18 protein-coding genes and 1 pseudogene are annotated in these 20,523 nt (G+C 66.4%); 12 read left to right on the top strand and 7 right to left on the bottom strand.

Annotation, left to right across the window (positions count from 1 at the left end; all coding sequences use genetic code 11):
* Window positions 1-177: 177 nt before the first annotated feature.
* Complete coding sequence (locus tag L0963_RS17915) at window positions 178-1,350, bottom strand: GGDEF domain-containing protein (RefSeq protein ID WP_062900883.1); 1,173 nt, start codon at window positions 1,348-1,350, stop codon at window positions 178-180.
* 195 nt (window positions 1,351-1,545) lie between these two features.
* Here L0963_RS17915 and L0963_RS17910 point away from each other — a divergent pair, with 195 nt between their 5' ends.
* From L0963_RS17910 to L0963_RS17895, 4 genes are all read left to right on the top strand, one after another.
* Window positions 1,546-2,754 carry a hydrolase gene (locus tag L0963_RS17910; protein WP_062902993.1) on the top strand — a complete coding sequence of 403 codons (1,209 nt, stop codon included), beginning with the start codon at window positions 1,546-1,548 and terminating at the stop codon, window positions 2,752-2,754.
* The gene (locus L0963_RS17905) at window positions 2,751-3,761 is read left to right on the top strand and encodes an arginine N-succinyltransferase (RefSeq protein WP_062900884.1); all 1,011 of its coding nucleotides are present in this window, start codon (window positions 2,751-2,753) and stop codon (window positions 3,759-3,761) included. The genes L0963_RS17910 and L0963_RS17905 overlap by 4 nt, the downstream gene beginning before the upstream one ends.
* Window positions 3,762-3,764: 3 nt before the next feature.
* A complete protein-coding gene (locus L0963_RS17900) occupies window positions 3,765-5,015 on the top strand; it encodes an N-succinylarginine dihydrolase (RefSeq protein WP_062900885.1) in 1,251 nt (416 codons plus the stop codon).
* A 76-nt stretch (window positions 5,016-5,091) separates the two neighbouring features.
* Window positions 5,092-6,927: a gamma-glutamyltransferase family protein gene (locus L0963_RS17895; protein ID WP_062900886.1), complete on the top strand. Its 1,836-nt coding sequence runs from the start codon at window positions 5,092-5,094 to the stop codon at window positions 6,925-6,927.
* A gap of 22 nt (window positions 6,928-6,949) precedes the next feature.
* On the opposite strand, the gene L0963_RS17890 is transcribed toward L0963_RS17895, so the two are convergent.
* Together L0963_RS17890 and L0963_RS17885 are read right to left on the bottom strand one after the other, a co-directional pair.
* Entirely contained in the window at window positions 6,950-7,348 is a 399-nt protein-coding gene (locus L0963_RS17890; protein WP_062900887.1) for an acyl-CoA thioesterase, read from the bottom strand.
* 172 nt (window positions 7,349-7,520) lie between these two features.
* Window positions 7,521-8,771 (bottom strand): threonine ammonia-lyase, encoded by a 1,251-nt coding sequence (locus tag L0963_RS17885; protein ID WP_062900888.1) that lies wholly within the window; start codon window positions 8,769-8,771, stop codon window positions 7,521-7,523.
* A 59-nt stretch (window positions 8,772-8,830) separates the two neighbouring features.
* On the opposite strand from L0963_RS17885, the gene L0963_RS17880 reads away from it, so the two are divergent.
* The 4 genes from L0963_RS17880 to L0963_RS17865 are packed head-to-tail and all read left to right on the top strand — an operon-like array spanning window position 8,831 to window position 13,741.
* The gene (locus L0963_RS17880; protein WP_040589033.1) at window positions 8,831-9,709 is read left to right on the top strand and encodes an NAD(P)-dependent oxidoreductase; all 879 of its coding nucleotides are present in this window, start codon (window positions 8,831-8,833) and stop codon (window positions 9,707-9,709) included.
* On the top strand, window positions 9,706-11,352 hold the full coding sequence (locus tag L0963_RS17875) for an amidohydrolase (protein WP_234180996.1): 1,647 nt from the start codon (window positions 9,706-9,708) through the stop codon (window positions 11,350-11,352). Before L0963_RS17880 ends, L0963_RS17875 begins: the two co-directional genes overlap by 4 nt.
* Window positions 11,352-12,590 carry an NAD(P)/FAD-dependent oxidoreductase gene (locus tag L0963_RS17870; RefSeq protein WP_234180994.1) on the top strand — a complete coding sequence of 413 codons (1,239 nt, stop codon included), beginning with the start codon at window positions 11,352-11,354 and terminating at the stop codon, window positions 12,588-12,590. The genes L0963_RS17875 and L0963_RS17870 overlap by 1 nt, the downstream gene beginning before the upstream one ends.
* The gene (locus tag L0963_RS17865; protein WP_234180992.1) at window positions 12,587-13,741 is read left to right on the top strand and encodes an alpha-hydroxy acid oxidase; all 1,155 of its coding nucleotides are present in this window, start codon (window positions 12,587-12,589) and stop codon (window positions 13,739-13,741) included. The genes L0963_RS17870 and L0963_RS17865 overlap by 4 nt, the downstream gene beginning before the upstream one ends.
* Before the next feature lie 49 nt (window positions 13,742-13,790).
* On the opposite strand, the gene L0963_RS17860 is transcribed toward L0963_RS17865, so the two are convergent.
* Together L0963_RS17860 and L0963_RS17855 are read right to left on the bottom strand one after the other, a co-directional pair.
* Window positions 13,791-14,555, bottom strand: coding sequence for a TorF family putative porin (locus tag L0963_RS17860; RefSeq protein ID WP_234180990.1), 765 nt, complete (start codon window positions 14,553-14,555; stop codon window positions 13,791-13,793).
* Between the two features lie 277 nt (window positions 14,556-14,832).
* A complete protein-coding gene (locus L0963_RS17855; RefSeq protein WP_234180988.1) occupies window positions 14,833-15,588 on the bottom strand; it encodes a TorF family putative porin in 756 nt (251 codons plus the stop codon).
* A 280-nt stretch (window positions 15,589-15,868) separates the two neighbouring features.
* On the opposite strand from L0963_RS17855, the gene ispG reads away from it, so the two are divergent.
* The 3 genes from ispG to L0963_RS17840 all read left to right on the top strand — a co-directional run bounded on the left by ispG (window position 15,869) and on the right by L0963_RS17840 (window position 18,090).
* Window positions 15,869-17,020: a flavodoxin-dependent (E)-4-hydroxy-3-methylbut-2-enyl-diphosphate synthase gene (gene ispG, locus L0963_RS17850; protein ID WP_186401048.1), complete on the top strand. Its 1,152-nt coding sequence runs from the start codon at window positions 15,869-15,871 to the stop codon at window positions 17,018-17,020.
* A 190-nt stretch (window positions 17,021-17,210) separates the two neighbouring features.
* Complete coding sequence (locus tag L0963_RS17845; RefSeq protein WP_234180986.1) at window positions 17,211-17,477, top strand: hypothetical protein; 267 nt, start codon at window positions 17,211-17,213, stop codon at window positions 17,475-17,477.
* A 166-nt stretch (window positions 17,478-17,643) separates the two neighbouring features.
* The gene (locus L0963_RS17840; protein WP_186401049.1) at window positions 17,644-18,090 is read left to right on the top strand and encodes a hypothetical protein; all 447 of its coding nucleotides are present in this window, start codon (window positions 17,644-17,646) and stop codon (window positions 18,088-18,090) included.
* A 50-nt stretch (window positions 18,091-18,140) separates the two neighbouring features.
* Here L0963_RS17840 and L0963_RS17835 read toward each other — a convergent pair whose 3' ends face one another.
* On the bottom strand, window positions 18,141-18,932 hold the full coding sequence (locus tag L0963_RS17835) for an enoyl-CoA hydratase/isomerase family protein (protein WP_186401050.1): 792 nt from the start codon (window positions 18,930-18,932) through the stop codon (window positions 18,141-18,143).
* A complete protein-coding gene (locus L0963_RS17830) occupies window positions 18,929-19,705 on the bottom strand; it encodes an SDR family NAD(P)-dependent oxidoreductase (RefSeq protein WP_234180983.1) in 777 nt (258 codons plus the stop codon). The genes L0963_RS17835 and L0963_RS17830 overlap by 4 nt, the downstream gene beginning before the upstream one ends.
* Before the next feature lie 414 nt (window positions 19,706-20,119).
* Here L0963_RS17830 and L0963_RS17825 point away from each other — a divergent pair.
* Window positions 20,120-20,266, top strand: a pseudogene (locus L0963_RS17825) (IS110 family transposase); the annotation flags it as partial.
* Between the last annotated feature and the right edge of the window lie 257 nt (window positions 20,267-20,523).

The following is a 20,523-nucleotide window of genomic DNA, read 5'->3' as shown; positions in this document are numbered from 1 at the left end:
AGACGAGACGCGAATCGACGGACAGGCCGCTGCGGTCGAGGAAATCAATCATTCAAGCACCCTTTGGTCAGCGCGATTGCGCGGATGGACCCGGGGAGGAAAGGGCCGCCGCCCTATGGCGCGATTGGGGCGCGATGGCAACCGCCCTTCGCGCCCCAATCGCGCCATAGGGCCGCGTCAGGCAGCGCCTATGGCGGGCAGCGGCGGCAATTCGCCGAGCGCCACACGCACAAGGTTCCGTCCCCCGGCCTTGGCGCTGTAAAGCGCGGCGTCGGCGCGGTGGAGCAGGTCATGCAGCGTGTCGCCGCGCCCCGCCTGCGCGACGCCGAACGACGCGGTGAAACAGCGATCGACGCCGAGCACCGGAAGCCGCTGCGCCGCAAAGCGGCCGCGCACCGTTTCGGCATAGAGCCGACCGTCGGACAGCAGCGCATCGGGCAGCAGCACCGCAAATTCCTCGCCGCCGACGCGTCCGACGATAGCCCCCTCGGGCGCCGCGTCCTGCAACAGAGCGGCAAAATGGGCGATCACGCCGTCGCCCGCCGCATGGCCGTAATTGTCGTTGATCTGCTTGAAATGATCGAGGTCCGCGGCGACGAGAACGCCGCGTGTACCGCCCGCCAGCGCCGATTCCCCATGCAGTTCGAAGCCGCGCCGGTTGAGCGCGCTCGACAGTGGGTCGGTTTCGGACCGCGCGGTCATCTCGGCGGTCGCATCGCGGATCATCACGAGCAGCAGCACCATTGCCACCGCGACCAGCGTCACCGCGCCCATCGACTGCGAAATCGCGGCATAGGTTGTCGCCATATAGGCCTGCGGCGCCGCGGCGGTTCCAACCAGCATGCCGATTGCGGGTTTCACCAGGTACAGCAGCGCCGCGACGAACTGCATCCCCATCAGCAGCAGGTCGAGCGCCTGGCGCCGTCCCGACCGCAGGATGACGACCCCCGCCAGCCCCTGCATCAGGCAATAGGAAAATTGATAGATCATGCCGCGCGCGGGTGACCCGTAAGGCAGCGAAAAGGCAAAGGGCGCCAACAGCAGCGCACTCGCCCAGATCGCGATCATCGCGCCGCGCGGCGTCGGCACGCGATAGTGGCGCGAGATGCCGATGAGGCAGAAACTGAGCGCGAGCAGGAATACGACAAAGATGCTGACCGCCACCGGCGTGGGATCGGTCTGGAAGGGCAGCAGGAATTCCAGCGCGACATCGACGATGCCCAGCGCATAGCCCGCCGCCATGAAGGCGGCGCCGCGCGCCATTCGGTTGGTCGCCGCGATCACGCCGAATGCCACCGCGAAAATCCCGGCGATGCACATGTTGATGACGAGGACGAAGGCGGCTGTCATGGACCCACTCGTTGGCGCGATGCCAAGGCCCTATGCCCCGGCAGACGAAGTTTCGGTTAACGCGTTGCGATTCGGACGCTTTCGCGCGCGACATCGCCTGCCTCGTCCAGCGATGTCAGTGATTTACCGTATCGCGTGAAAGATTGTTTCGCGCCGGGGGTGCCAAAGCCGGGCGCGGGCGGCTATAGGCTGCGCATGACCATCCTGAAGCCAAGCGAAACCGCCACGCTGGAGCGTGCGGCCGATGCGCCGATGCTGGCGCAGGTCGAACGCTGGGCCGCGGTCAACAGCGGCACCGGTAATCTTGCCGGGCTGAAGACCGTCGCCGGCCTGCTCGCCGACGCCTTTTCGGCGCTCCCCGGCACCCTGTGTCTCGTCGCGCCAGATCCTGTCGAAAGCGTCGATGCCGCGGGCCGCGTCCAGACGATCGAGCGCGGCGCGCATCTCCATCTTCGCGTGCGCCCCGAGGCGCCGGTCCAGCTGCTGCTGACCGGCCATATGGACACGGTGTTCGCCGCCGATCACCCTTTCCAGTCGCTCAAATGGCTGGAGCCGGGCGTGCTCAACGGCCCCGGCACCGCCGACATGAAGGGTGGCATCGCCGTCATCCTTGCCGCGCTGTCGGCGCTCGAGGCGTCGCCGCTGGCCGAGCGCGTCGGCTATGACGTGATGATCAACAGCGACGAGGAAACGGGCAGCCACGCCTCCGCCGCGCTGATCGCCGAACTGGCGCGCGGCAAGACTGCGGCGCTTACCTACGAACCCGCACTGCCCGACGGCACGCTCGCCGGCGCGCGCCCGGGCAGTGGCAATTTCTCCGTTCTGATCCACGGCCGCTCGGCGCACGCCGGACGCAACCCGGAGGACGGCCGCAACGCGCTCGTCGCCGCCGCCGACCTCGCACTCCGCCTCAATGCGCTGAAATCTCCCGACCTCAAGGTCAATCCCGCGAAGATCGACGGGGGCGGCCCCAATAATGTTGTCCCAGATCAGGCGATCCTGCGCGTCAACATGCGGCCGATGACCCCCGACGCGATGGCCGCCGCCGAAGCGGCGCTGCGCGACGCCATCGCCGCGATCCAGCGCGACCACGACGTCCATTGCCATCTCTACGGCGGCTTCAACCGTCCGCCCAAGCCGCTCGATGCCGCAGCGACGCGTCTCTTCGAACTGGTCCGCGACTGCGGCGCGGCGCTGGGCCTGTCGATCGGCTGGAACGCGACCGGCGGCGTGTGCGACGGCAACAATATCGCCGCCTGCGGCATTCCCGTCGTCGACACGATGGGCCCGCGCGGCGGCGCCATCCATTCGTCGGACGAATTTCTGATCGTCGACAGTCTCGCTGAACGCGCGCAGCTGTCAGCGCTGACCCTAACGAAAATAGCGGAACGGGGGACTGTGTGAGCTATGTGATCCGCTCGGCGAAACCGAGCGACCTGCAAAGCATCTACGAAATGGCGAAACTGACGGGGGGCGGCTTCACCAATCTGCCGCCCGACCGCAAGGCGCTGCGCGCCAAGCTCGATCGCGCCGAGGCCAGCTTCGCCAGCGACCGCGAGTATCCGTCCGACGAGCTTTACCTGATGATGCTCGAGGACACCGAAACGGGCGAGGTGCGCGGCACCTGCCAGATTTTCGGCCAGGTCGGCCAGCGCTGGCCCTTCTACAGCTATCGCATCGGCACCGACAGCAAGCACAGCGAGCAATTGGGGCGGACCTTCCACGCGCAGGTGCTCATGCTCAGCAACGATCTCAACGGGTCGAGCGAGGTCGGCGGCCTGTTCCTCCATCCCGCGGCGCGCGCCGGCGGGCTTGGCCTGTTGCTCGCACGCTCGCGCTATCTGTTCATCGCGCGGCACCGCGCGCGCTTCGGCGACCGCATCCTGGCCGAGTTGCGCGGGGTGATCGACGAAGCGGGCGGATCGCCCTTCTGGGACGGCGTCGCCGGCAAATTCTTCGGCATGAGCTTTCAGGAAGCCGACCAGTTCAATGCCGTTCACGGCAACCAGTTCATTGCCGACCTGATGCCCAAGCATCCGGTCTATATCGCAATGCTGCCCGAAACCGCGCGCAGCGTGATCGGCGTTCCCCATCCCACTGGCCGCGCCGCCATGCGGATGCTCGAGAATGAGGGCTTCGCCTTCGAAAATTACATCGACATCTTCGACGGCGGCCCGACGATGACCGCGCGCACCGATCAGGTGTCGAGCATCCGCGACGCGCAGCATGTCGAGGTGACGCGGGTCGCCGACCGGTTGGACGATGGCGCGGACGCGCTGATCGCGACGGGCCGCCTTGCCGATTTCCGCTGCTGCTTCGGCAAGGTCGGCGAGGGCGGCAGCATCGATGCCGAGACGGCGCGGCTGCTGCAGATCGGCACCGGCGATACCATCAGTTGGATCGGGCGCTGAGCCATGATCACCGAAATCAACTTCGACGGCATCATCGGCCCGACGCATAATTATGCTGGCCTCAGCCGCGGCAACATGGCTTCCGCCAGCAATGCCGGCGACGTGTCGCAACCGCGCGCCGCGGCGCTGCAGGGCATCGACAAGATGCGCCACAACCTCGCGCTCGGGCTGCCGCAGGGCTTTTTCGCGCCGCTCGACCGCCCCGATGCGGCGTGGCTCGCGGCGCTGGCGACCGATCTCGACAGCGCCGAGGCGCATCTGCGCGCGCAGGCCTGGTCGGCTTCGTCGATGTGGGCCGCCAATGCCGCCACCGTCTCGCCCGCGCCCGACAGCGGCGACGGCAAATGCCATCTGACCGTCGCCAATCTCGTCACCATGCCGCACCGCAGCCATGAGTGGCAGGGCACGCTCGCCCAGCTCCGGCTCGCCTTCGCGCACTCGGCCTTCGCCGTCCACGGTCCGGTCCCCGTGCCGTTCGGCGACGAGGGCGCCGCCAATCACATGCGGCTGTGCGCCGGCCATGACCAGCCGGGGGTCGAGATTTTCGTCTATGGCGTCGGCGGCGGACGCTTCCCGGCGCGCCAGCATCTCGACGCCTCGAAAGCGATCGCGCGCCACCACCGGCTCGATCCCGACCGGACGCTGTTCATCCGGCAATCGGACACCGCGATCCAGGGCGGCGCCTTTCACAACGACGTGGTCGCCGTCGCCAACGAGCGCGTGCTGTTCACGCACGAAACCGCTTTCGAGGACCGCGCGGCGGCGCATGCCCAGATCCGCGCGGCCTTTCCCGAGGTCGAGATCGTCGAAGTCCCAGCGAGCGCAGTCAGCCTGCCCGATGCGATCAAATCCTATCTGTTCAACGCGCAGCTCGTCAGCCTGCCGAACGACGGCGGCATGGGGCTGATCCTCCCCACCGAAGCGCGCGAAACGCCGAGCGTGTGGACCTGGCTCGAGGCGCATGTCGCGGGCAACGGTCCGATCCGGCGGCTGTTTCCGGTCGACGTGCGCCAGTCGATGGCCAATGGCGGCGGCCCCGCCTGCCTGCGCCTGCGCGTCGTCGCCGATCCGGCGACCGTCGATCCGCGGTTCATGGCCGACGAAGCCAAGCTCGACCGGATAGCCGCCGTCGTCGCGGCGCACTGGCCCGAAGCGATCGCACCCGGCGACCTCGCTTCACCCGCGCTCACCGCCGACGTCCGCCGCGCCCGTGGCCAGCTGCTCGCGGCGCTCGACCTTACCGAACTCGAGTAGGGAGTCTCCACGCCCCTTGCCAAGCCTGCCGCATGGCGCAACAAAGGGACGACAGAAAATTCCAAAGGACATCGCCATGCGCCGTCGCACGCTTCTTGCTGCCGCCCCCGCCGTCGCCCTGTTACCGACCGCCGGGCTTGCCCAGTCCGCGAAGCCGGCGCCAAAAGGCGATCCGGCGCTGCCTCCCGCGTGGGACAAGGACAGCGAACGCTTCCTGCGACCCGACGTGCATGCCGGCGACCGGCCGGTCGGTGCGAGCTTCGCCTCGCGTACCGCCGCTTACGGCCTCAGCGGCGCGGTCGGCACCGCGCATCCCCTCGCGACGCAGGCGGGGATCGACATGCTGAAACGCGGCGGGTCGGCGGTCGACGCCGCCATCGCGACCAACGCCTGCCTCGGCTTGCTCGAACCCACCGCCAATGGCATCGGCGGCGACGCCTATGCGATGATCTGGGATCCGAAGGCAAAGAAGGTCGTCGGGCTGGCGGGGTCGGGCAAAAGCCCCCGCGCGCTTGACCTCGCCACCGTGCGGTCGCGCGCGACGGGCGGCGCGATCCCGGCTTATGGCGCGATCGCGGTGTCGGTGCCGGGGACGGTCGACGCCTGGTGGACGATGCACCAGCGCTACGGCAAGCTGCCGTGGAAGGAGCTTTTCGAACCGGTCATCGCCCATGCCGAGGCGGGCGCGCCGGTCCCCGACATGATCGCTTATTATATCCGCCGCAGCCTCGCCGGTTTTCGCCAGCCGGGGCGCGGGATCGAAGAGGTCGACAATGCGCTGCGCACCTATGGCATGGCCGACGGCAAGGGGCCGCAAGCGGGACAGGTGTTCCGCAACCCCGACCTTGCGCGCACCTTCCGCCTGATCGCCGAGGGCGGCCGCGACGTCTTTTACGATGGCGAGATTGCGCGGACGATCGACGCCTATTTCCGGCGCATCGGGGGCTGGCTGCGCCGCGAGGATCTGGCCGCGCACCGCTCCGAATGGATCGAGCCGCACCGCACATCCTACCGCGGCACCGACGTCTATGCACTCGGCGCCAACACGCAGGGCATCGCGACGCTGCAGATGCTCAACATCCTCGAAAATTTCGACCTGAAGGGCGCGGGGTTCCAGTCGGCGCTGTCGATCCATCTTCAGGCCGAGGCAAAGCGCCTCGCCTATGAGGATCGCGCGCGCTACTACGCCGACCCGCATTTTTCGAACGTGCCGGTCGAATGGCTGATCTCGAAGGACTATGCGGCCGAGCGCGCCCGGCTGATCCGCCCCGACCGCATCCTGACCCCGGTCCATCCGGGGCAGGCGCCGAGCCATGGCGACACCACCTATTTCAGCGTCGCCGACAAGGACGGCATGATGGTGTCGATGATCCAGTCGAACTTCCGCGGCATGGGGTCGGGGCTTGTCGCCGACGGGCTGGGCTTCATGTTCCAGGATCGCGGCCAGTTGTTCAGCCTGCAAGACGGCCACCCGAATATCTATGCCCCCGGCAAGCGCCCGTTCCAGACGATCATCCCCGGTTTCGCCGCGCATGGCGACACGCCGTGGATGAGCTTCGGGGTGATGGGCGGCGACATGCAACCGCAGGGGCAGACGCAGATCATGGTCAACCGCATCGACTACGGCCTTGAAATCCAGGCCGCCGGCGATTCGCCGCGCTGGCATCATGAAGGATCGTCGCAATCGATGGGCGAGGATGCGTCGGGGCTCGGCCCCAAGGGACTTCTGCGGCTCGAAAGCGGCGTTCCCGCCGCGACGCGGGCCCAGCTTGCGGCGCTCGGCTGGACGATCGGCAATCCCGACGGCGGCTTCGGCCGCTACCAGTGCGTCGAACATCGCATGGACGGCGACACGCGCGTCTATGCCGCGGCGAGCGAGATGCGCGCCGACGGCTGCGCCCTCGCCTACTGACCGCGCGGTAACGCCGGGCGCCTCACCGGTCGGCCTGAAAGGGGGCGACGATCGCGTCGGTGACGCGCAGCGGGCGGCCGCTCGCCTTGTCGAGCAGGGCCCAGACGGTGCGCGCGCGGACATGCACCGTGCCATCCGCGCCGGTGAATTCCATGAAGCGGTCGAACTTCGCGCCCTGCGGCTTGTCGGCGACCCAGGTCCGCGCGGTCACCGTCTCGCCGGGGCCGAGCGCGCGCAGATAGTCGATCTCGTGCCGCACCACGACCCAGATATAGGCATCCTTGTGGCTCTGCGGCGCCGCGGCGTCCCAATGCCCCGTCGCAACCTGCTGGATCCACTGGACCCAGACCGCATTGTTGACATGGCCCAGCTCGTCGATGGCGTCGGGCGTGGCGATAAGGGCGAGGGTGAATTCTTTCATCGCGGCACCATAGCAATCCCCTCCCGCAAGCGGGAGGGGCAGTGAGACTTGCGAACTTGTCCGCTAGTCGCAACGGGGTGGGCAAGAACGCGGTGTGGCTGGCCCACCTCGCTGCGGCTAGGCAGCAAGCTGCCAAGCCTCGCCGCCCCTCCCGCTTGCGAGAGGGGAAAAATCAGGCCAGCTCCACCGTCGTGACCATATAGCCCGCATCGCGCAGCGCCGAGACGAGGCTGTCGAGATGCTCCTTGTCGCGCGCCTCGCATTCGATGTCGGTGATCAGGCCCTTGGCGGGCAGCGTCGTGAAGATGCGCTGGTGATAGATTTCGATGATGTTCACCTGCTTTTCGTTGAACACCTCCATCACCTTGAACAGTGCGCCGGGGCGGTCCTGCAACCGGATGCGCAGCCGCGCGATCCGGCCCGATCGCGCAAGGTCGCGCAGCAGCACATTCGCGAGCAGGCGCGTGTCGATATTGCCGCCCGTCAGCACCAGGCCGACCTTGCGCCCGGCGAATTCCTCGGGATGCGCGAGCATCGCCGCGAGGCCCGCGGCGCCCGCGCCTTCGACCACCGTCTTCTCGATCTGGAGCAGCAGGCTGACCGCGCGCTCCAGATGGCGTTCGGCGACGAGCACGATATCGTCGTTGAGTGCGGCGACCAGCTTGCGCGTATAGCTTCCCGGCTCCTTGACCGCGATGCCCTCGGCGAGCGTATCGCCCTCGCACGCCATGTCGACGCCGTTCAGCTCGGCATACATCGACGGGTAAAGTTCGGCCTGCACGCCGACGAGCCGCATGTCATTCTTGATCCCGCGCGCCGCGGTGCCCATGCCGGCGAGCAGACCGCCGCCGCCGATCGGCACGATCAGCGTGTCGAGTTCGGGCACATCCTCGAGCATTTCGAGCGCGACCGTCCCCTGCCCCGCCGCGACGTGCGGATGGTCGAAGGGGTGAACGAAGGTCAGCCCGCGTTCCGCCTCGAGCTCGCGTGCATGGGCGTAGGCATCGTCGAATTTTTCGCCGAACAACACGATCTGCGCGCCGTGACTCGCGGTCTGCGACACTTTCACCTGCGGCGTCGTGCTCGGCATGACGATGGTGACGGGCACGCCGAGCCGCTTGCCATGATAGGCAAGTCCCTGTGCATGATTGCCCGCCGACGCCGCGATCACGCCGCGCGCCTTCGCCTCTTCGCTGAGCAGCAGCAGGGCGTTGAGCGCACCGCGTTCCTTGTAGGCTGCGGTGAATTGAAGATTTTCGAATTTCAGCCACACCTCGGCACCGACCAGCTCGGACAGCGTCTGCGACTTCAGCGTCGGGGTGCGGACAACCGCGCCATCAATTCGTCCCGCCGCCGCCCGCACATCGTCGAGGTTTATCGCCGGAAAATCGGCGGCGGCGGTCAGGATGGATTGATCGGTCATAGCGGCAAGCCCCCTACCCTATCTGGCGCCGCGCGCAAACCATGGTTATGGACCGCGGCATGAGCGAAGAAAAATTGCGCATCGCCTTTATCGGCACCGGCATCATGGGGGGCCCGATGGCCGGCCATCTTGTCAAGGCCGGTCATGCCGTCACCGTCTATAACCGCACCCGCGCCAAGGCGGACGCCTGGGCGGCGGATTATGGCGGTCAGGCAGCGGACAGCCCCGCCGCCGCCGCCGCGGGCGCCGATGCGGTGTTCGCCTGCGTCGGCAACGACGACGATCTCGCGGCGGTGACGCTCGGCGACGACGGGGCTTTCGGCGCGATGAAGTCTGGCGCGGTCTTCGTCGATCACACGACCGTCTCCGCCCGAATCGCCCGGCGCCTGGCCGAAGAGGCCGATGCGCGCGGCCTGCTGTGCGTCGATGCGCCGGTCTCGGGCGGTCAGGCGGGTGCGCAAAATGGGGCGCTGTCGATCATGTGCGGCGCCAGCGACGCCGCCTTCGCCGCCGCCGAGCCCCTGATGCGCGCCTATGCCGCGCGCATCGTGCATATTGGCGGACCGGGCGCGGGCCAGACGACCAAGATGGTCAACCAGATCGCGATCGCCGGCGTTCTTCAGGGCCTCTCCGAAGCGCTGCGCTTCGCCCAGGCGTCGGACCTCGACACCGACAAGGTGTTCGAGGCAGTGTCGGGCGGTGCCGCGGCAAGCTGGCAGATGCTCAACCGCTGGGGCACGATGGCGAAGGACGAATATGATTTCGGCTTTGCGGTCGACTGGATGCGCAAGGATCTGGGCCTCGCGCTCGACGAAGCCCGCGTCAACGGGGCGACGCTTCCCGTCGCGGCGCTGGTCGATCAATTTTATGCCGAGGTGCAGGGCGCAGGCGGCGGCCGCCTGGACACCAGCTCGCTCGTGACGAGGTTGCCGAAATGAAGCGCCTAGCCCTAACCGTCATCGCCCTCCTGCTCGCTGCACCCGCGCAGGCCGATACGCTCGTCGACAATGTCAACGGTATCACGCTCGACAAGGACGGCAAGGTCGTGCGCTTCACCGGCATGGTGATCGGCACCGACGGCAAGGTGAAGCAGCTCCTCGACCGCAAGGACAAGCGCCCCGAACGCCCCGATTTCAAGGAAGACGGCAAGGGCCGGACGCTGATCCCGGGCATGATCGACGCACACGGCCATCTGATGGGCCTGGGCCTGTCGCTCATGCTGCTCGACCTCTCGGACACGCGCTCGCTGGCCGAGGCACAGGCGGCGATCAAGAAATATGCCGACGAAAACCCAGAACTGCCGTGGATCATCGGGCGCGGGTGGAATCAGGAAAAATGGGGATTGGGCCGCTTCCCGACCGCGGCCGATCTCAACGCGGTCGTGCCCGACCGGCCGGTCTGGCTCGAACGCGTCGACGGCCACGCCGGATGGGCCAACAGCGCTGCAATGGCGGCGGCAAAGATCACCGCCGCGACCAAGGCGCCCGAGGGCGGCCGGATCGAGATGGCGGATGGCAAGCCCGCTGGCGTCTTCGTCGATGCCGCGGTCGCGCTGATCGACAGTGCCAAGCCCAAGCCGCTCGCGCGCGACCTTGACCGCGCCTTCCTCGCCGCGCAGCAGCAGTTGCTCGCCCAGGGGATCACCGCGATCGCCGACATGGGCACGACGATCCAGGAATGGCAGGCCTATCGCCGCGCGGGCGACAAGCACCAGCTCGCGATCCGTATCCTCAGCTACGGCGGCGACATCGACAATATGGCGCTGATCGCGGGTCCGGGGCCCACGCCGTGGCTCTATGACGACAAGCTGCGCATGGTGGGGGTGAAGCTCTATCTCGACGGCGCGCTCGGGTCGCGCGGCGCGTGGCTCAAGGCGCCCTATGCCGACGCGCCGGGCCAGAAGGGCCTGCCGCTGCTGACCCCGGCGCAATTGCGCAACAAGATGGTCCGCGCCTCGATGGACAAGTTTCAGGTCGCGATCCACGCCATCGGCGATGCCGCAAATGCCGAGGCGCTCGACGCAATCACCGATCTCACTGCCGATCTGCCCGGCGAACGGCGCTGGCGGATCGAACATGCGCAGATCGTCGATCCCGCCGACATCCCGCGTTTCGCCAAGCTCGGCGTCATCGCGTCGATGCAGCCGATCCACCAGCCGTCGGACCGGCTGATGGCCGAAGCCCGCCTCGGGCCCGACCGGCTGAAGGGCGCCTATGCGTGGCGCAGCATGGAAAATGCCGGCGTCCGCCTCACCTTCGGGTCGGACGTGCCGGTCGAAAGCGCCAACCCCTTCCCCGGCATCGCCGCCGCCATCTCGCGCACCGATGCACAGGGTCAGCCGTTCGGCGGCTGGCATCCCGAAGAAGCGGTATCGCGCGAGACCGCGCTCGACGGCTTCACGCGCAGCGCCGCCTATGCCGCCTTCGCCGAGGACCGGCTCGGCACGCTGATGCCCGGCATGCGCGCCGACTTCCTGATTGTCGACACCGATCTGCTGCTCGCCAGCCCCGAGGACATCCGCAAGATGGTGCCGCTCGAAACCTGGATCGGCGGCTACCGCTACTACAAAAAGGGCGGCTGATGGATCGGCGGCGTCTGCTCGGCGCGCTCGCCGCGGCGCCCGCCGCGCTGGCGCTCGGCGCGGCGACGAAAGAACCGAAGCGCAAGGATCCGCCGCAGCCGCGCGCATCGAAACGGCGCAAGGGCGTCAAATCGCCCGACAAGCATGTCGATGTCGCGGTCGTCGGCGCCGGCGCGGTCGGGGCATGGACCGCGTGGCATCTCGTCCGTCAGGGCCTCGATGTCCGGCTGTTCGATGCCTATGGCGCCGGTAACGGCCGCGCTGCTTCGAACCTCCCGACCATGCTGTACGATCCCGCACAGGGAGGCGACGCGCTCTACGCCGACCTCGCGCACGACAGCCTGCCGCTGTGGCAGCGCCTGTCTGACAGCGCCAGCCTGCCGATCGTGACGCCGTGCGCCGCGATCACCACACTGCTGACGACCGACGGCGCCGACGAGCCGCCGGGGACCGACCGCGCGACCGGGCACAAGCTGCGCAGCCGCTTCGGCGCGATCGGCTGGCGCGACGAGGAAGCGGCTCTTGTCGCCGACAAGGCCGCGCTTATCGCCGGCCGCCGCGCCATTCTCGAAACCATCCTCGACGCACAGGTCGATGTCGAAGACGTCGTTATGCCCGCGCCGCTGTTCGACAAGAAGCGCGACCTTTATATCCTGCCCGACGGCGGTACCGCCCGCAGCATCGTCTATGCGACCGGCGCGTGGCTGACCGAGCTTTTTCCGCAGATATTGACGCCCGCACGGCTGTCGGCGGTGCGCTACCAGATTATTCACGTTGGCCCCGGTCAGGGCGATGTCCAGTATCGCCCGCCCGCGATGCCCGCGCTGGTCGACCGCGCCTACGGCTTCACCCTGCTCCCCGACATCGAGGGGCGCGGGGTGCGCGTGTGGAAAAGCGCCCCCGATGCAACGGTCGACCCCGACAGCTTCGACCGCCGCGCCGACGATGCCGCGCTGGTCGCGGTGCGCCAGTGGCTCGCGGGCCGCGTCCCGCATCTGGCCGAGGCTCCGGTCGTCGCGAGCGCCGCCGCGCACGACTGCCGCACGATCAGCGGCGAATTGCTGCTCGACCGCCTGCCCGGCCACGCACGCGCCTGGCTCGCCGGCGGCGCGACGGGGCGTGCCTTCGCGCTCGCCCCGGCCATCGGCGCGCGTATCGCGGCGCACATCGCCGACCCCGCGCGCGCGATCGAACCGCGCTGGGCGCTCGCCCGCCTGACTGGAGCGACCACGACATGAAGCTGACCGACTGCCACAATATCGACGATTTCCGCGCGCTGGCGAAGCGACGGCTGCCCTGGCCGGTATTCGACTATATCGACGGCGCCGCGGATGACGAGGTGACGCGCCGCCGCAACCGCGCCGCCTTCGACCGGTGCGACCTCATCCCGCGCGTGCTGGCCGGAGTCGAATCGATCGACATGAAAACGACGCTCTTCGGCCGCGAGATCGCGATGCCGCTTTTCCTGTCACCCACCGCGCTCCAGCGCCTGTTCCACTGGCAGGGCGAGCGCGCGGTGCTGCGCGCCGCTGCCGATGCGGGAACCGTCGCCGGCATTTCGAGCCTCGCGACGATCGGCCTCGCCGAAGCGGGCGCGCTGACCGACGGCCCCAAGCTGTTCCAGCTCTATGTCCACAAGGACGAAGGGCTCAACCATGCGATGCTCGAGGCCGCGCGCGCGGCGAAGTTCGATGCCGTCGCGCTCACCGTCGATACGATCGTCGGCGGCAACCGCGAACGCTGCCTGCGCTCGGGCTTTACCTCGCCGCCGCGCTTCACCGCATCGAACATGCTGAGCTATGCGATCAAGCCCGGCTGGGGCCTCAACTATGTCTTGCGCGAAAAATTCAGCCTGCCCAACCTTGCGACCCACGTGTCCGAAGGGTCGAGCGTGCCCAAGTCGGTCGCCGAATATTTCACCACCATGCTCGACCAGAGCCTCGACTGGAAACGCGCCGAGGCGATCCGCAAGGCGTGGGACGGTCCCTTCTGCCTGAAGGGCATCGTCGCGGTCGAGGATGCGCGGCGCGCCGCCGACATTGGCGCGACCGCGATCATGGTGTCGAACCATGGCGGGCGGCAGCTCGACGGCAGCATCGCGCCCTTCGACGCGCTGGCGGCGATCGTCGATGCGGTCGGCGACCGGGTGGAGGTCATCTGCGACGGCGGCATCACCCGCGGGACGCATGTGCTCAAGGCGCTGTCGGTCGGGGCGAAAGCCTGCTCGGGCGGCCGGCTCTATCTCTATGCGCTCGCCGCGGCGGGCGAAGTAGGAGTGGCGCGCGCGGTGGCGCTGCTCCGCGCCGAGATGGAGCGCGGCATGAAGCTGATGGGCGCGAAAAGCCTCGCCGACCTTGGGCGCGGCAATCTGCGCTGGCATTCCGAATAGAAGAAGAAGGAGGGGGCGGCCTCCCCCCGAAGGCCGCCCCTGCCCGGCATCAGAAAGACGCGCCGAGCGAAAAGACCACCGCGCCGTCGGCGCCGATCGCATCCTTGTAACCGCCGGCCTTGGGCTCGTCGGTATTCACATAGCTGACGCCGAAGGTCAGCATCTTGTACGAAGCCGTCGCACCGACCGACCAGTCGAATACCTTGCCGTCGAAACCGCCGGGGAAGGCGTCGCTCCATGCTTGGCCCGCATGGGCGTTCAGCGCCAGGGGCGTGCCCGGAATGTCGGCGGCGAGTTCGCCGTGCAGATAGAAGGCCGACGATTTGGCACCGGGCGCGCGGCTTGGGTCCTGCAGATTGCCGAGCGCCGACTGCTTCCACGCATAGTTGACGCCGACCTTCGCATTCACCGGCCCGACATCGGTCGACAGGTTCAGATAGGGTTCGAAGAAGTCGGCGCCCGATCCGCCGTGCTGCGGATAGAGATAGTAAAGCAGACCGCCGTCGATCGTCACGCCGCCGACATCCTTGCTGTACCCGGCGAACAGGTCGACCTCGGTGTTACCGGCAAAGCTGACGCTCGATCCCCAGGTGCCGACGTAAAAGCCGCTTTCGTGGGTCACGGTGATGCCGCCCTGGATGGCCGGGTCTTCGCTGTTCTGGGTGAAACCGCGGAAGCGATAGTCGGATACCAGCGTCACGCTGCCCGAAATGGTGATCGGATCGGAGGGTGCTTCGTTCTGGGCGAAAGCGGTGGCGGGAAGAGCGGAAGCCGCAAGGGCAAGGCCCAGGCACGCGCGGGAGAGAGTCTTCATGGGTTGATCCCCTTAACAAGGTAAAATGGATCGTCCCTGCCTGCCGCAAGACAGCCGAAGTCTTTGCTCCGGTCGGCCGTACGTGGCGCCTCTCTCCGACAATTTGCTGCGGCGCACAAACAAAAAAGCCGCATCGGGCACGATAAGGCGCGGATTGCGACTTTTATGCAACAGGTCGTTGCGCATATCCGGTTTCAACGGAAACAATATTACGCAAACGGGCGCCAACCCTCGGTCGGCGCCCGCGCTTTATCGTCGGCTCGATCTGGCCGCGCTATCAGAAGGCGACGCCGACCTTGAAGACGACGGTCGGGTCATACAGCGTATCGACTTCCTTGATCCCGATCTTCTTGATGTCGGTATCGACATAATGGACGCCCAGGTTGAAGATGCCCGCCGTAACCGTGGCGCCGACCGTCCAGTCGAGATAGTCGCCGCCGGGCGCCAACGCGCCGAGCGAACCGCTGGTGTAGCCGAGCGACGCGTCGACCGTGACCGGCGTATTCGGAATCCCCGACGACAGGCCGAAGTTCAGATAAATATTGTCATCGCTGCCGAGCGACTTCTGGCTGGGCGCATAGGCAACGGTCCCCGTAGCGGACACGGGTCCGATGTCGTGCGACAACTTGCCGATGATTTCGACATAGTCGACCGGACCGAAGGCATCCTTGCCATCGGGATACCAGTAATAGGTCGCGCCGATATCCACCGACGTGCCGGGCGCGACTTCGCCGCCCCAGCCCGCATAGAGGTCGACCTCGACCTTGCCATATTCATCGGTCTTCGGCAGGCCAGACCCCCAGACGCCTGCATAAAATCCGCTCTCGTGGGTCAGTGTGATCGTCGGCTGGACCTCGACCTTTTCGTTCGACAGCGAAATGCCGCGGAAACGATAGTCGGACACCAGATCGACCCCGCCCGACACGGTGATCGGACCGCTCGGCGCGTCGGTCGCGTCCTGCGCCATGGCTGGCGTCGCCATCGCCGATGTCGCGAGCAGCATGCAAAAGCACGCCTTGGTAAGAAATTTCATTGGGTGAGCCCCCCCCTCTCATCGATATTGAACCGAAACCGTCCATCCTGCGGTCCCCGCCCGATCCTCTCCCGATGCTCTTGCGGCCGGCGCGTGGTCAGGAACGCGCCGAAAATCGCGCAATATGCGGCAGCGCACAATTGAAAACTGCACAAATGTTACATTCGCCGCCACACTGTGTCTTTCCCGCCACAAGCGCGGCCACCGCCCACAGGCTTTGCCAAGGCGGGCGCGGGCGGCTAAAGGAGGCCATCCTCCCTCTCCTCACCGGACCCGTTTCATGAGCGATCACAATCCCGGCCTGCGCCCTTGGCGCGACATTGCGCGGCGCGACTGCCGTCAGATCATGGTCGGCAACGTCCCTGTCGGCGGCGGCGCCCCGATCACGGTGCAGACGATGACCAACACGCCAACGAGCGATCCCGTCGCGACCATCGACCAGATCCGCCGCTGCGAGGATGCAGGCGCCGACCTGATCCGCGTCTCCTGCCCCGATACCGACAGCACCGCCGCGCTCGGCAAGATCGTCCGCGCCGCGCGCGTGCCCGTAATCGCCGACATTCATTTCCACTATAAGCGTGCGCTTGAGGCCGCCGACGCGGGTGCCGCCTGCCTACGCATCAACCCCGGCAATATCGGTTCGTCGGAGCGCGTCGGCGAGGTCGTCCGCGCCGCCAAGGCGAACGGCTGCGCCATCCGCATCGGCGTCAACGCAGGCAGTCTCGAAAAGGATCTGCTCGAAAAATATGGCGAACCCTGCCCCGAGGCGCTGGTCGAAAGCGCGCTCGACCATATCAAGCTGCTTCAGGACCATGACTTCCACGAATATAAGGTCGCGGTAAAGGCGAGCGACGTCTTCCTCGCCGTAGCCTCCTATATGCAGCTCGCCGAAGCGGTCGACTGTCCGCTCCACCTTGGCATCACCGAAGCCGGCGGGCTGATCGGCGGCACCGTCAAATCGGCGCTTGGCATCGGCAACCTCCTCTGGGCGGGGATCGGCGACACGATCCGCGTCAGCCTGTCGGCCGAACCCGAAGAGGAAGTGCGCGTCGGCTATGAAATCCTGAAATCGCTCGGCCTACGAACCCGCGGCGTCCGCGTCGTCTCCTGCCCCAGCTGCGCGCGCCAGGGCTTCGACGTCATCCGCACGGTGCAGGCGCTCGAAGACGCGCTCCAGCACATCAAGACCCCGATGTCGCTCTCAGTATTGGGCTGCGTCGTCAACGGCCCCGGCGAGGCGCGCGAAACCGACATCGGCATCACCGGCGGCGGCAACGGCAAGCATATGGTCTATCTCTCGGGCGTCACCGACCACCATGTCGAAGACGCCGACATGATCGCGCACATCGTCAAGCTGGTCGAAGCCAAAGCCGCCGCGATCGACGCCGGCAGCGCGGTGAGCATGGACGTGACTCATGGCAAGGCGGCGTAACCTGGGCGACAAGCACGCAGTGGTTTCAGAATGAGAGAGGACCGGCGGCCTTTTCTTCTTTCGTCATCGACCAGGGACCGCTTTGGGGTGGGAGCGGACGTTAGTTTATGAGATACAGCACGATTGAAACGGGTACGCTAATTAGGACCGAAATGCTTAAAATTGCGACGATCCAAGCTGCCGCGCGGCCATGGCAGTCGTCCACATGCTCAATGGCCGTTTGCGCAAGATCTACGATCAAGATTTCCATATCGACATTACCGGGGCCAAACATGTCTGCAATCGGTCGTCAGGCGCCGCTCCGAAGCCAAGGCGTCGTTGCAGTAATCTCCGCCATCGCGGCGCCTTCTGTGCCGAACATCCCGGATTGATATCCGGACGACCAGTAGGTCCCGGCGATCTGATCGAACGCTTCAAAACCTCTTCATACTCGAAAAAGCCATCCGTCCGTTTGTAGACGCGCACCTTCCTCTCACTGTTCGGACTGATCATTTCGTGAATTAGGTCCATGCGGACCCTCTTCGCATTGGGGTGTAAGTTCCGCAATCGGTCGTTGGCAGTCATTCGATCCACACCGGCGGTGAACGATTGCCTCATCCGTCCGCTCGTGCGACTTGCTCGCGATGAACAGTTCGCCAGCCATCAGCGCCGCCAAACACTTCTTAAGTGTCGTATGGGATGGCGATCGGCCAGGCGACAAAACGCTCCTCGCTGCGCTGGACGGCTTAGTCGCAGCTTATCACGTAACCCCAGTTGGAGATGTGTCAGATGCTGACGTGGACGCGCCGATGCAAAACGGCGCATCTCTCTACGCCGAAGTAGCGGCACGTTTTCCAACTTATGGCGCTTATCCGGTAGTGGACCCGACTGGATCTTTAGACGACGCGCTGATGGTCGCTGACGCAATCGATGACTTGGCTGACCTTACGTTAGATATGCGCGAGGTCTTATGGCTTGCTGACCATGTCAGTCTCAATGACGCGCATTTCGCCTTCCGGCTTCAATTCTTCCATTGGGGACAGCATGCTCGCGAACTGTCGCTGTATCTGTGCGGCCGGTTGTTTGGCTGAACGCCCACAATCGGTCGTTAGCTGCCAACCTCCCGTCTACCCCGACACCCTCACCGCTCGCGATACGCCGGGGGCCGCTTGCCGAGGAAGGCGGCGAGCGCTTCCTTATGGTCTTCGGTTGCGGAGAGGATGACCTGCTGACGATCCTCGATTGCCATGGCGGCGTCGAGGCTCTGGGCGTCGATGTTGAGGTTGAGTGCCTGCTTCGACAGGCGCAGTCCCCAGGGGCTGGTCGCGAGCATTTCTTCGGCGAGCGCCAGGCCGCGGTCCAGCAATTCGTCCTCGGCGACGATCTCGCTCACCAGTCCCGCCGACAGCGCGCGCTCGGCTTCGATGAAGCGGCCGGTCAGGATCATCTCCGACGCCAGGCTGGCGCCGATGAGACGCGGCAGGAAATAGCTCGATGCCATGTCGCAGCCGCCGAGCCCGATGCGGATGTAGGCGGCGTTGCACCGGAAGCCGGGCGCCGCATAGCGCACGTCGGCGGCAAGCATCAGCGACAGCCCGCCTCCCGCCGCGGCGCCGTGCCCCAGCGCGATGATCGGCTGCGGACAGGCGCGCATCTTGCGATAGATATTGCCGATGCTCGTCTGGGTGCGCAGTGTGCGCAGCACCGGCGTCTCGTCGCTCGACCGGTCCTCCTGAATATCGAGCCCGGCGCAAAATCCGCGCCCCGCCCCGCGCAGGATGACGACGCGTACGTCGGGCCGCGCCGCCAGCCCGCCGAAATAATCGTTCAGCTCCTCGACGAGCCCCTCGCTCAGCGCGTTGAGCCGCGCGGGCCGGTTGAGCGTTGCGATCTCGATCTGGCCGCGCGCCTCGATCAGCAGTTCGCCGCTCACAGCGTCTGGCCGTCGTCGATGGTGATCACCGAACCGGTGATGCCGCGCGCCGCGTCGGAGCACAGCATCAGCAGCGGCGTGTGCAGGTCGCTCGGCGGACGCAGCCGCTGGCGCGGGAAGCTCGCGACGAATTTGGTACCCGCCTCGCTCGCGAACAGTTCGGCGGTCATTTCGGATTCGAAATAGCCCGGCTGGATGACATTGACGCTGATCCCGCGCCGCGCCCATTCGCGGGCAAGCGCCTTGCCCATGTGGCGAACCGCGGCCTTGGTGGCGCCATAGACCGAGGTCGCCGGAAAGATCTTTTCCGCCGTTATCGACCCGATGATGACGATGCGGCCATTTTCCTTGTCGCGACTGCCCGCCGCCTCGAGCCGGCGCGCGCCTTCGGTTGCGGTCAGGAAGACCCCGCGGACATTGGCGGCGAGGAGGAAATCGACATCCTCGACCGACAGGCCGAGCGCCACCTTCTCGGTCGCGACGCCGGCATTGGCGATGATCGTATCGACGGTGCCGAACGCAGCCTCGGCGGCGTCATAGGCGGCCTTGGTCGATGCTTCGTCAGTAACGTCCATACTGACCGCGACCGCTTCGCCTCCCGCTGCGCGGATCGTCTCGACCTGTTCGGCAAGCTTGTCGGCGCGGCGTGCCGCGAGCACCACCTTCGCGCCTGCTGCGGCGAGCGCTTTTGCAAAGCCCGCGCCCAGCCCCGACGACGCCCCGGTCACCAGTGCGACGCGCCCGCTGAGGTCGAATTTCGGTTCGCTAGCCATATTTCTCTCCCTTGTTCTGGCCGCCGGACGGGCGATGCGCGGGCGGCGGCAGGGCCGCACCGTCAGTTAAGTTGACGCTTACGTCAACGGCGAGCGATGGCAAGCCCTTCCGCCCCTGGCTGACGGAAAATCGCCGCACGGGGGGTTGACCGACCATATTTGTTCTCTTATTGTTCTTTTTGTGCACACACAACCTGTTCCCCCGTCGCGGCCGCCAAGCGTGGCGGACGGGGGAAAAAGGGCCTCTGCTCCCCACCCTTAATTAGCATACCAAATCCGCAACTTTACAATGAGGCGCCCCCCACCACTATCGCATCAGCTTTTGCGAATGGGGAACGGGAAATGACGCGCGCCTTGGCGGTGATGAAGGATCAGCATTGGGGCGAATATCCGGATGCGGCCATACCGGCGGACTGCAAAGGCGAATTGAAGCTGAAGAACTGGGCGTTCGCAATTGCCGCGCGCTCGACCATGCGCATGGCGCGGATCGCGCTCGCCCGGCGCCTCGCCATCATCATGCACGCCATGCTCCGAAATGGCACTGAGTTCCAGCCGGCCTGACCTTCGGCCCCAATACAAAGACAGGAGGCCGCACCGCGCTCCCGAGCGGGAGCGAACGCCCGAGGGAGGGAGCAGATGATGGCGCCTATGCTGTAGCATGCGGCCGACCCGTCGACCGACTGCGGTTTCAACCAAGCCACGCTCGCACCCAGCTGACCCCATCAAGTGCCGATATTGAGCACGCAGAGAACGCAGGCACCCAAAGGCATCATCCGCTCAGGACCGAGTAGCCAGACCTTGACCCATTAGAGAACAGC

Source organism: Sphingopyxis sp. NFH-91 (assembly GCF_021401285.1).
In the GTDB taxonomy this organism is placed as follows: Bacteria; Pseudomonadota; Alphaproteobacteria; order Sphingomonadales; family Sphingomonadaceae; genus Sphingopyxis; species Sphingopyxis terrae_A.
The sequence above is the reverse complement of the archived record's forward strand: the minus strand, read 5'-3'. Positions and strand labels throughout refer to the sequence as shown.

Excerpts from the sequence above, each read along its gene's own strand:
- L0963_RS17915 (WP_062900883.1), bottom strand. The coding sequence starts at position 1,350 with ATGACAGCCGCCTTCGTCCTCGTCATCAACATGTGCATCGCCGGGATT.
- L0963_RS17910 (WP_062902993.1), top strand. The coding sequence starts at position 1,546 with ATGACCATCCTGAAGCCAAGCGAAACCGCCACGCTGGAGCGTGCGGCC.
- L0963_RS17900 (WP_062900885.1), top strand. The coding sequence starts at position 3,765 with ATGATCACCGAAATCAACTTCGACGGCATCATCGGCCCGACGCATAAT.
- L0963_RS17895 (WP_062900886.1), top strand. The coding sequence starts at position 5,092 with ATGCGCCGTCGCACGCTTCTTGCTGCCGCCCCCGCCGTCGCCCTGTTA.
- L0963_RS17890 (WP_062900887.1), bottom strand. The coding sequence starts at position 7,348 with ATGAAAGAATTCACCCTCGCCCTTATCGCCACGCCCGACGCCATCGAC.
- L0963_RS17885 (WP_062900888.1), bottom strand. The coding sequence starts at position 8,771 with ATGACCGATCAATCCATCCTGACCGCCGCCGCCGATTTTCCGGCGATA.
- L0963_RS17880 (WP_040589033.1), top strand. The coding sequence starts at position 8,831 with ATGAGCGAAGAAAAATTGCGCATCGCCTTTATCGGCACCGGCATCATG.
- L0963_RS17875 (WP_234180996.1), top strand. The coding sequence starts at position 9,706 with ATGAAGCGCCTAGCCCTAACCGTCATCGCCCTCCTGCTCGCTGCACCC.
- L0963_RS17870 (WP_234180994.1), top strand. The coding sequence starts at position 11,352 with ATGGATCGGCGGCGTCTGCTCGGCGCGCTCGCCGCGGCGCCCGCCGCG.
- L0963_RS17865 (WP_234180992.1), top strand. The coding sequence starts at position 12,587 with ATGAAGCTGACCGACTGCCACAATATCGACGATTTCCGCGCGCTGGCG.
- L0963_RS17860 (WP_234180990.1), bottom strand. The coding sequence starts at position 14,555 with ATGAAGACTCTCTCCCGCGCGTGCCTGGGCCTTGCCCTTGCGGCTTCC.
- L0963_RS17855 (WP_234180988.1), bottom strand. The coding sequence starts at position 15,588 with ATGAAATTTCTTACCAAGGCGTGCTTTTGCATGCTGCTCGCGACATCG.
- ispG (WP_186401048.1), top strand. The coding sequence starts at position 15,869 with ATGAGCGATCACAATCCCGGCCTGCGCCCTTGGCGCGACATTGCGCGG.
- L0963_RS17845 (WP_234180986.1), top strand. The coding sequence starts at position 17,211 with ATGGCAGTCGTCCACATGCTCAATGGCCGTTTGCGCAAGATCTACGAT.
- L0963_RS17840 (WP_186401049.1), top strand. The coding sequence starts at position 17,644 with ATGAACAGTTCGCCAGCCATCAGCGCCGCCAAACACTTCTTAAGTGTC.
- L0963_RS17830 (WP_234180983.1), bottom strand. The coding sequence starts at position 19,705 with ATGGCTAGCGAACCGAAATTCGACCTCAGCGGGCGCGTCGCACTGGTG.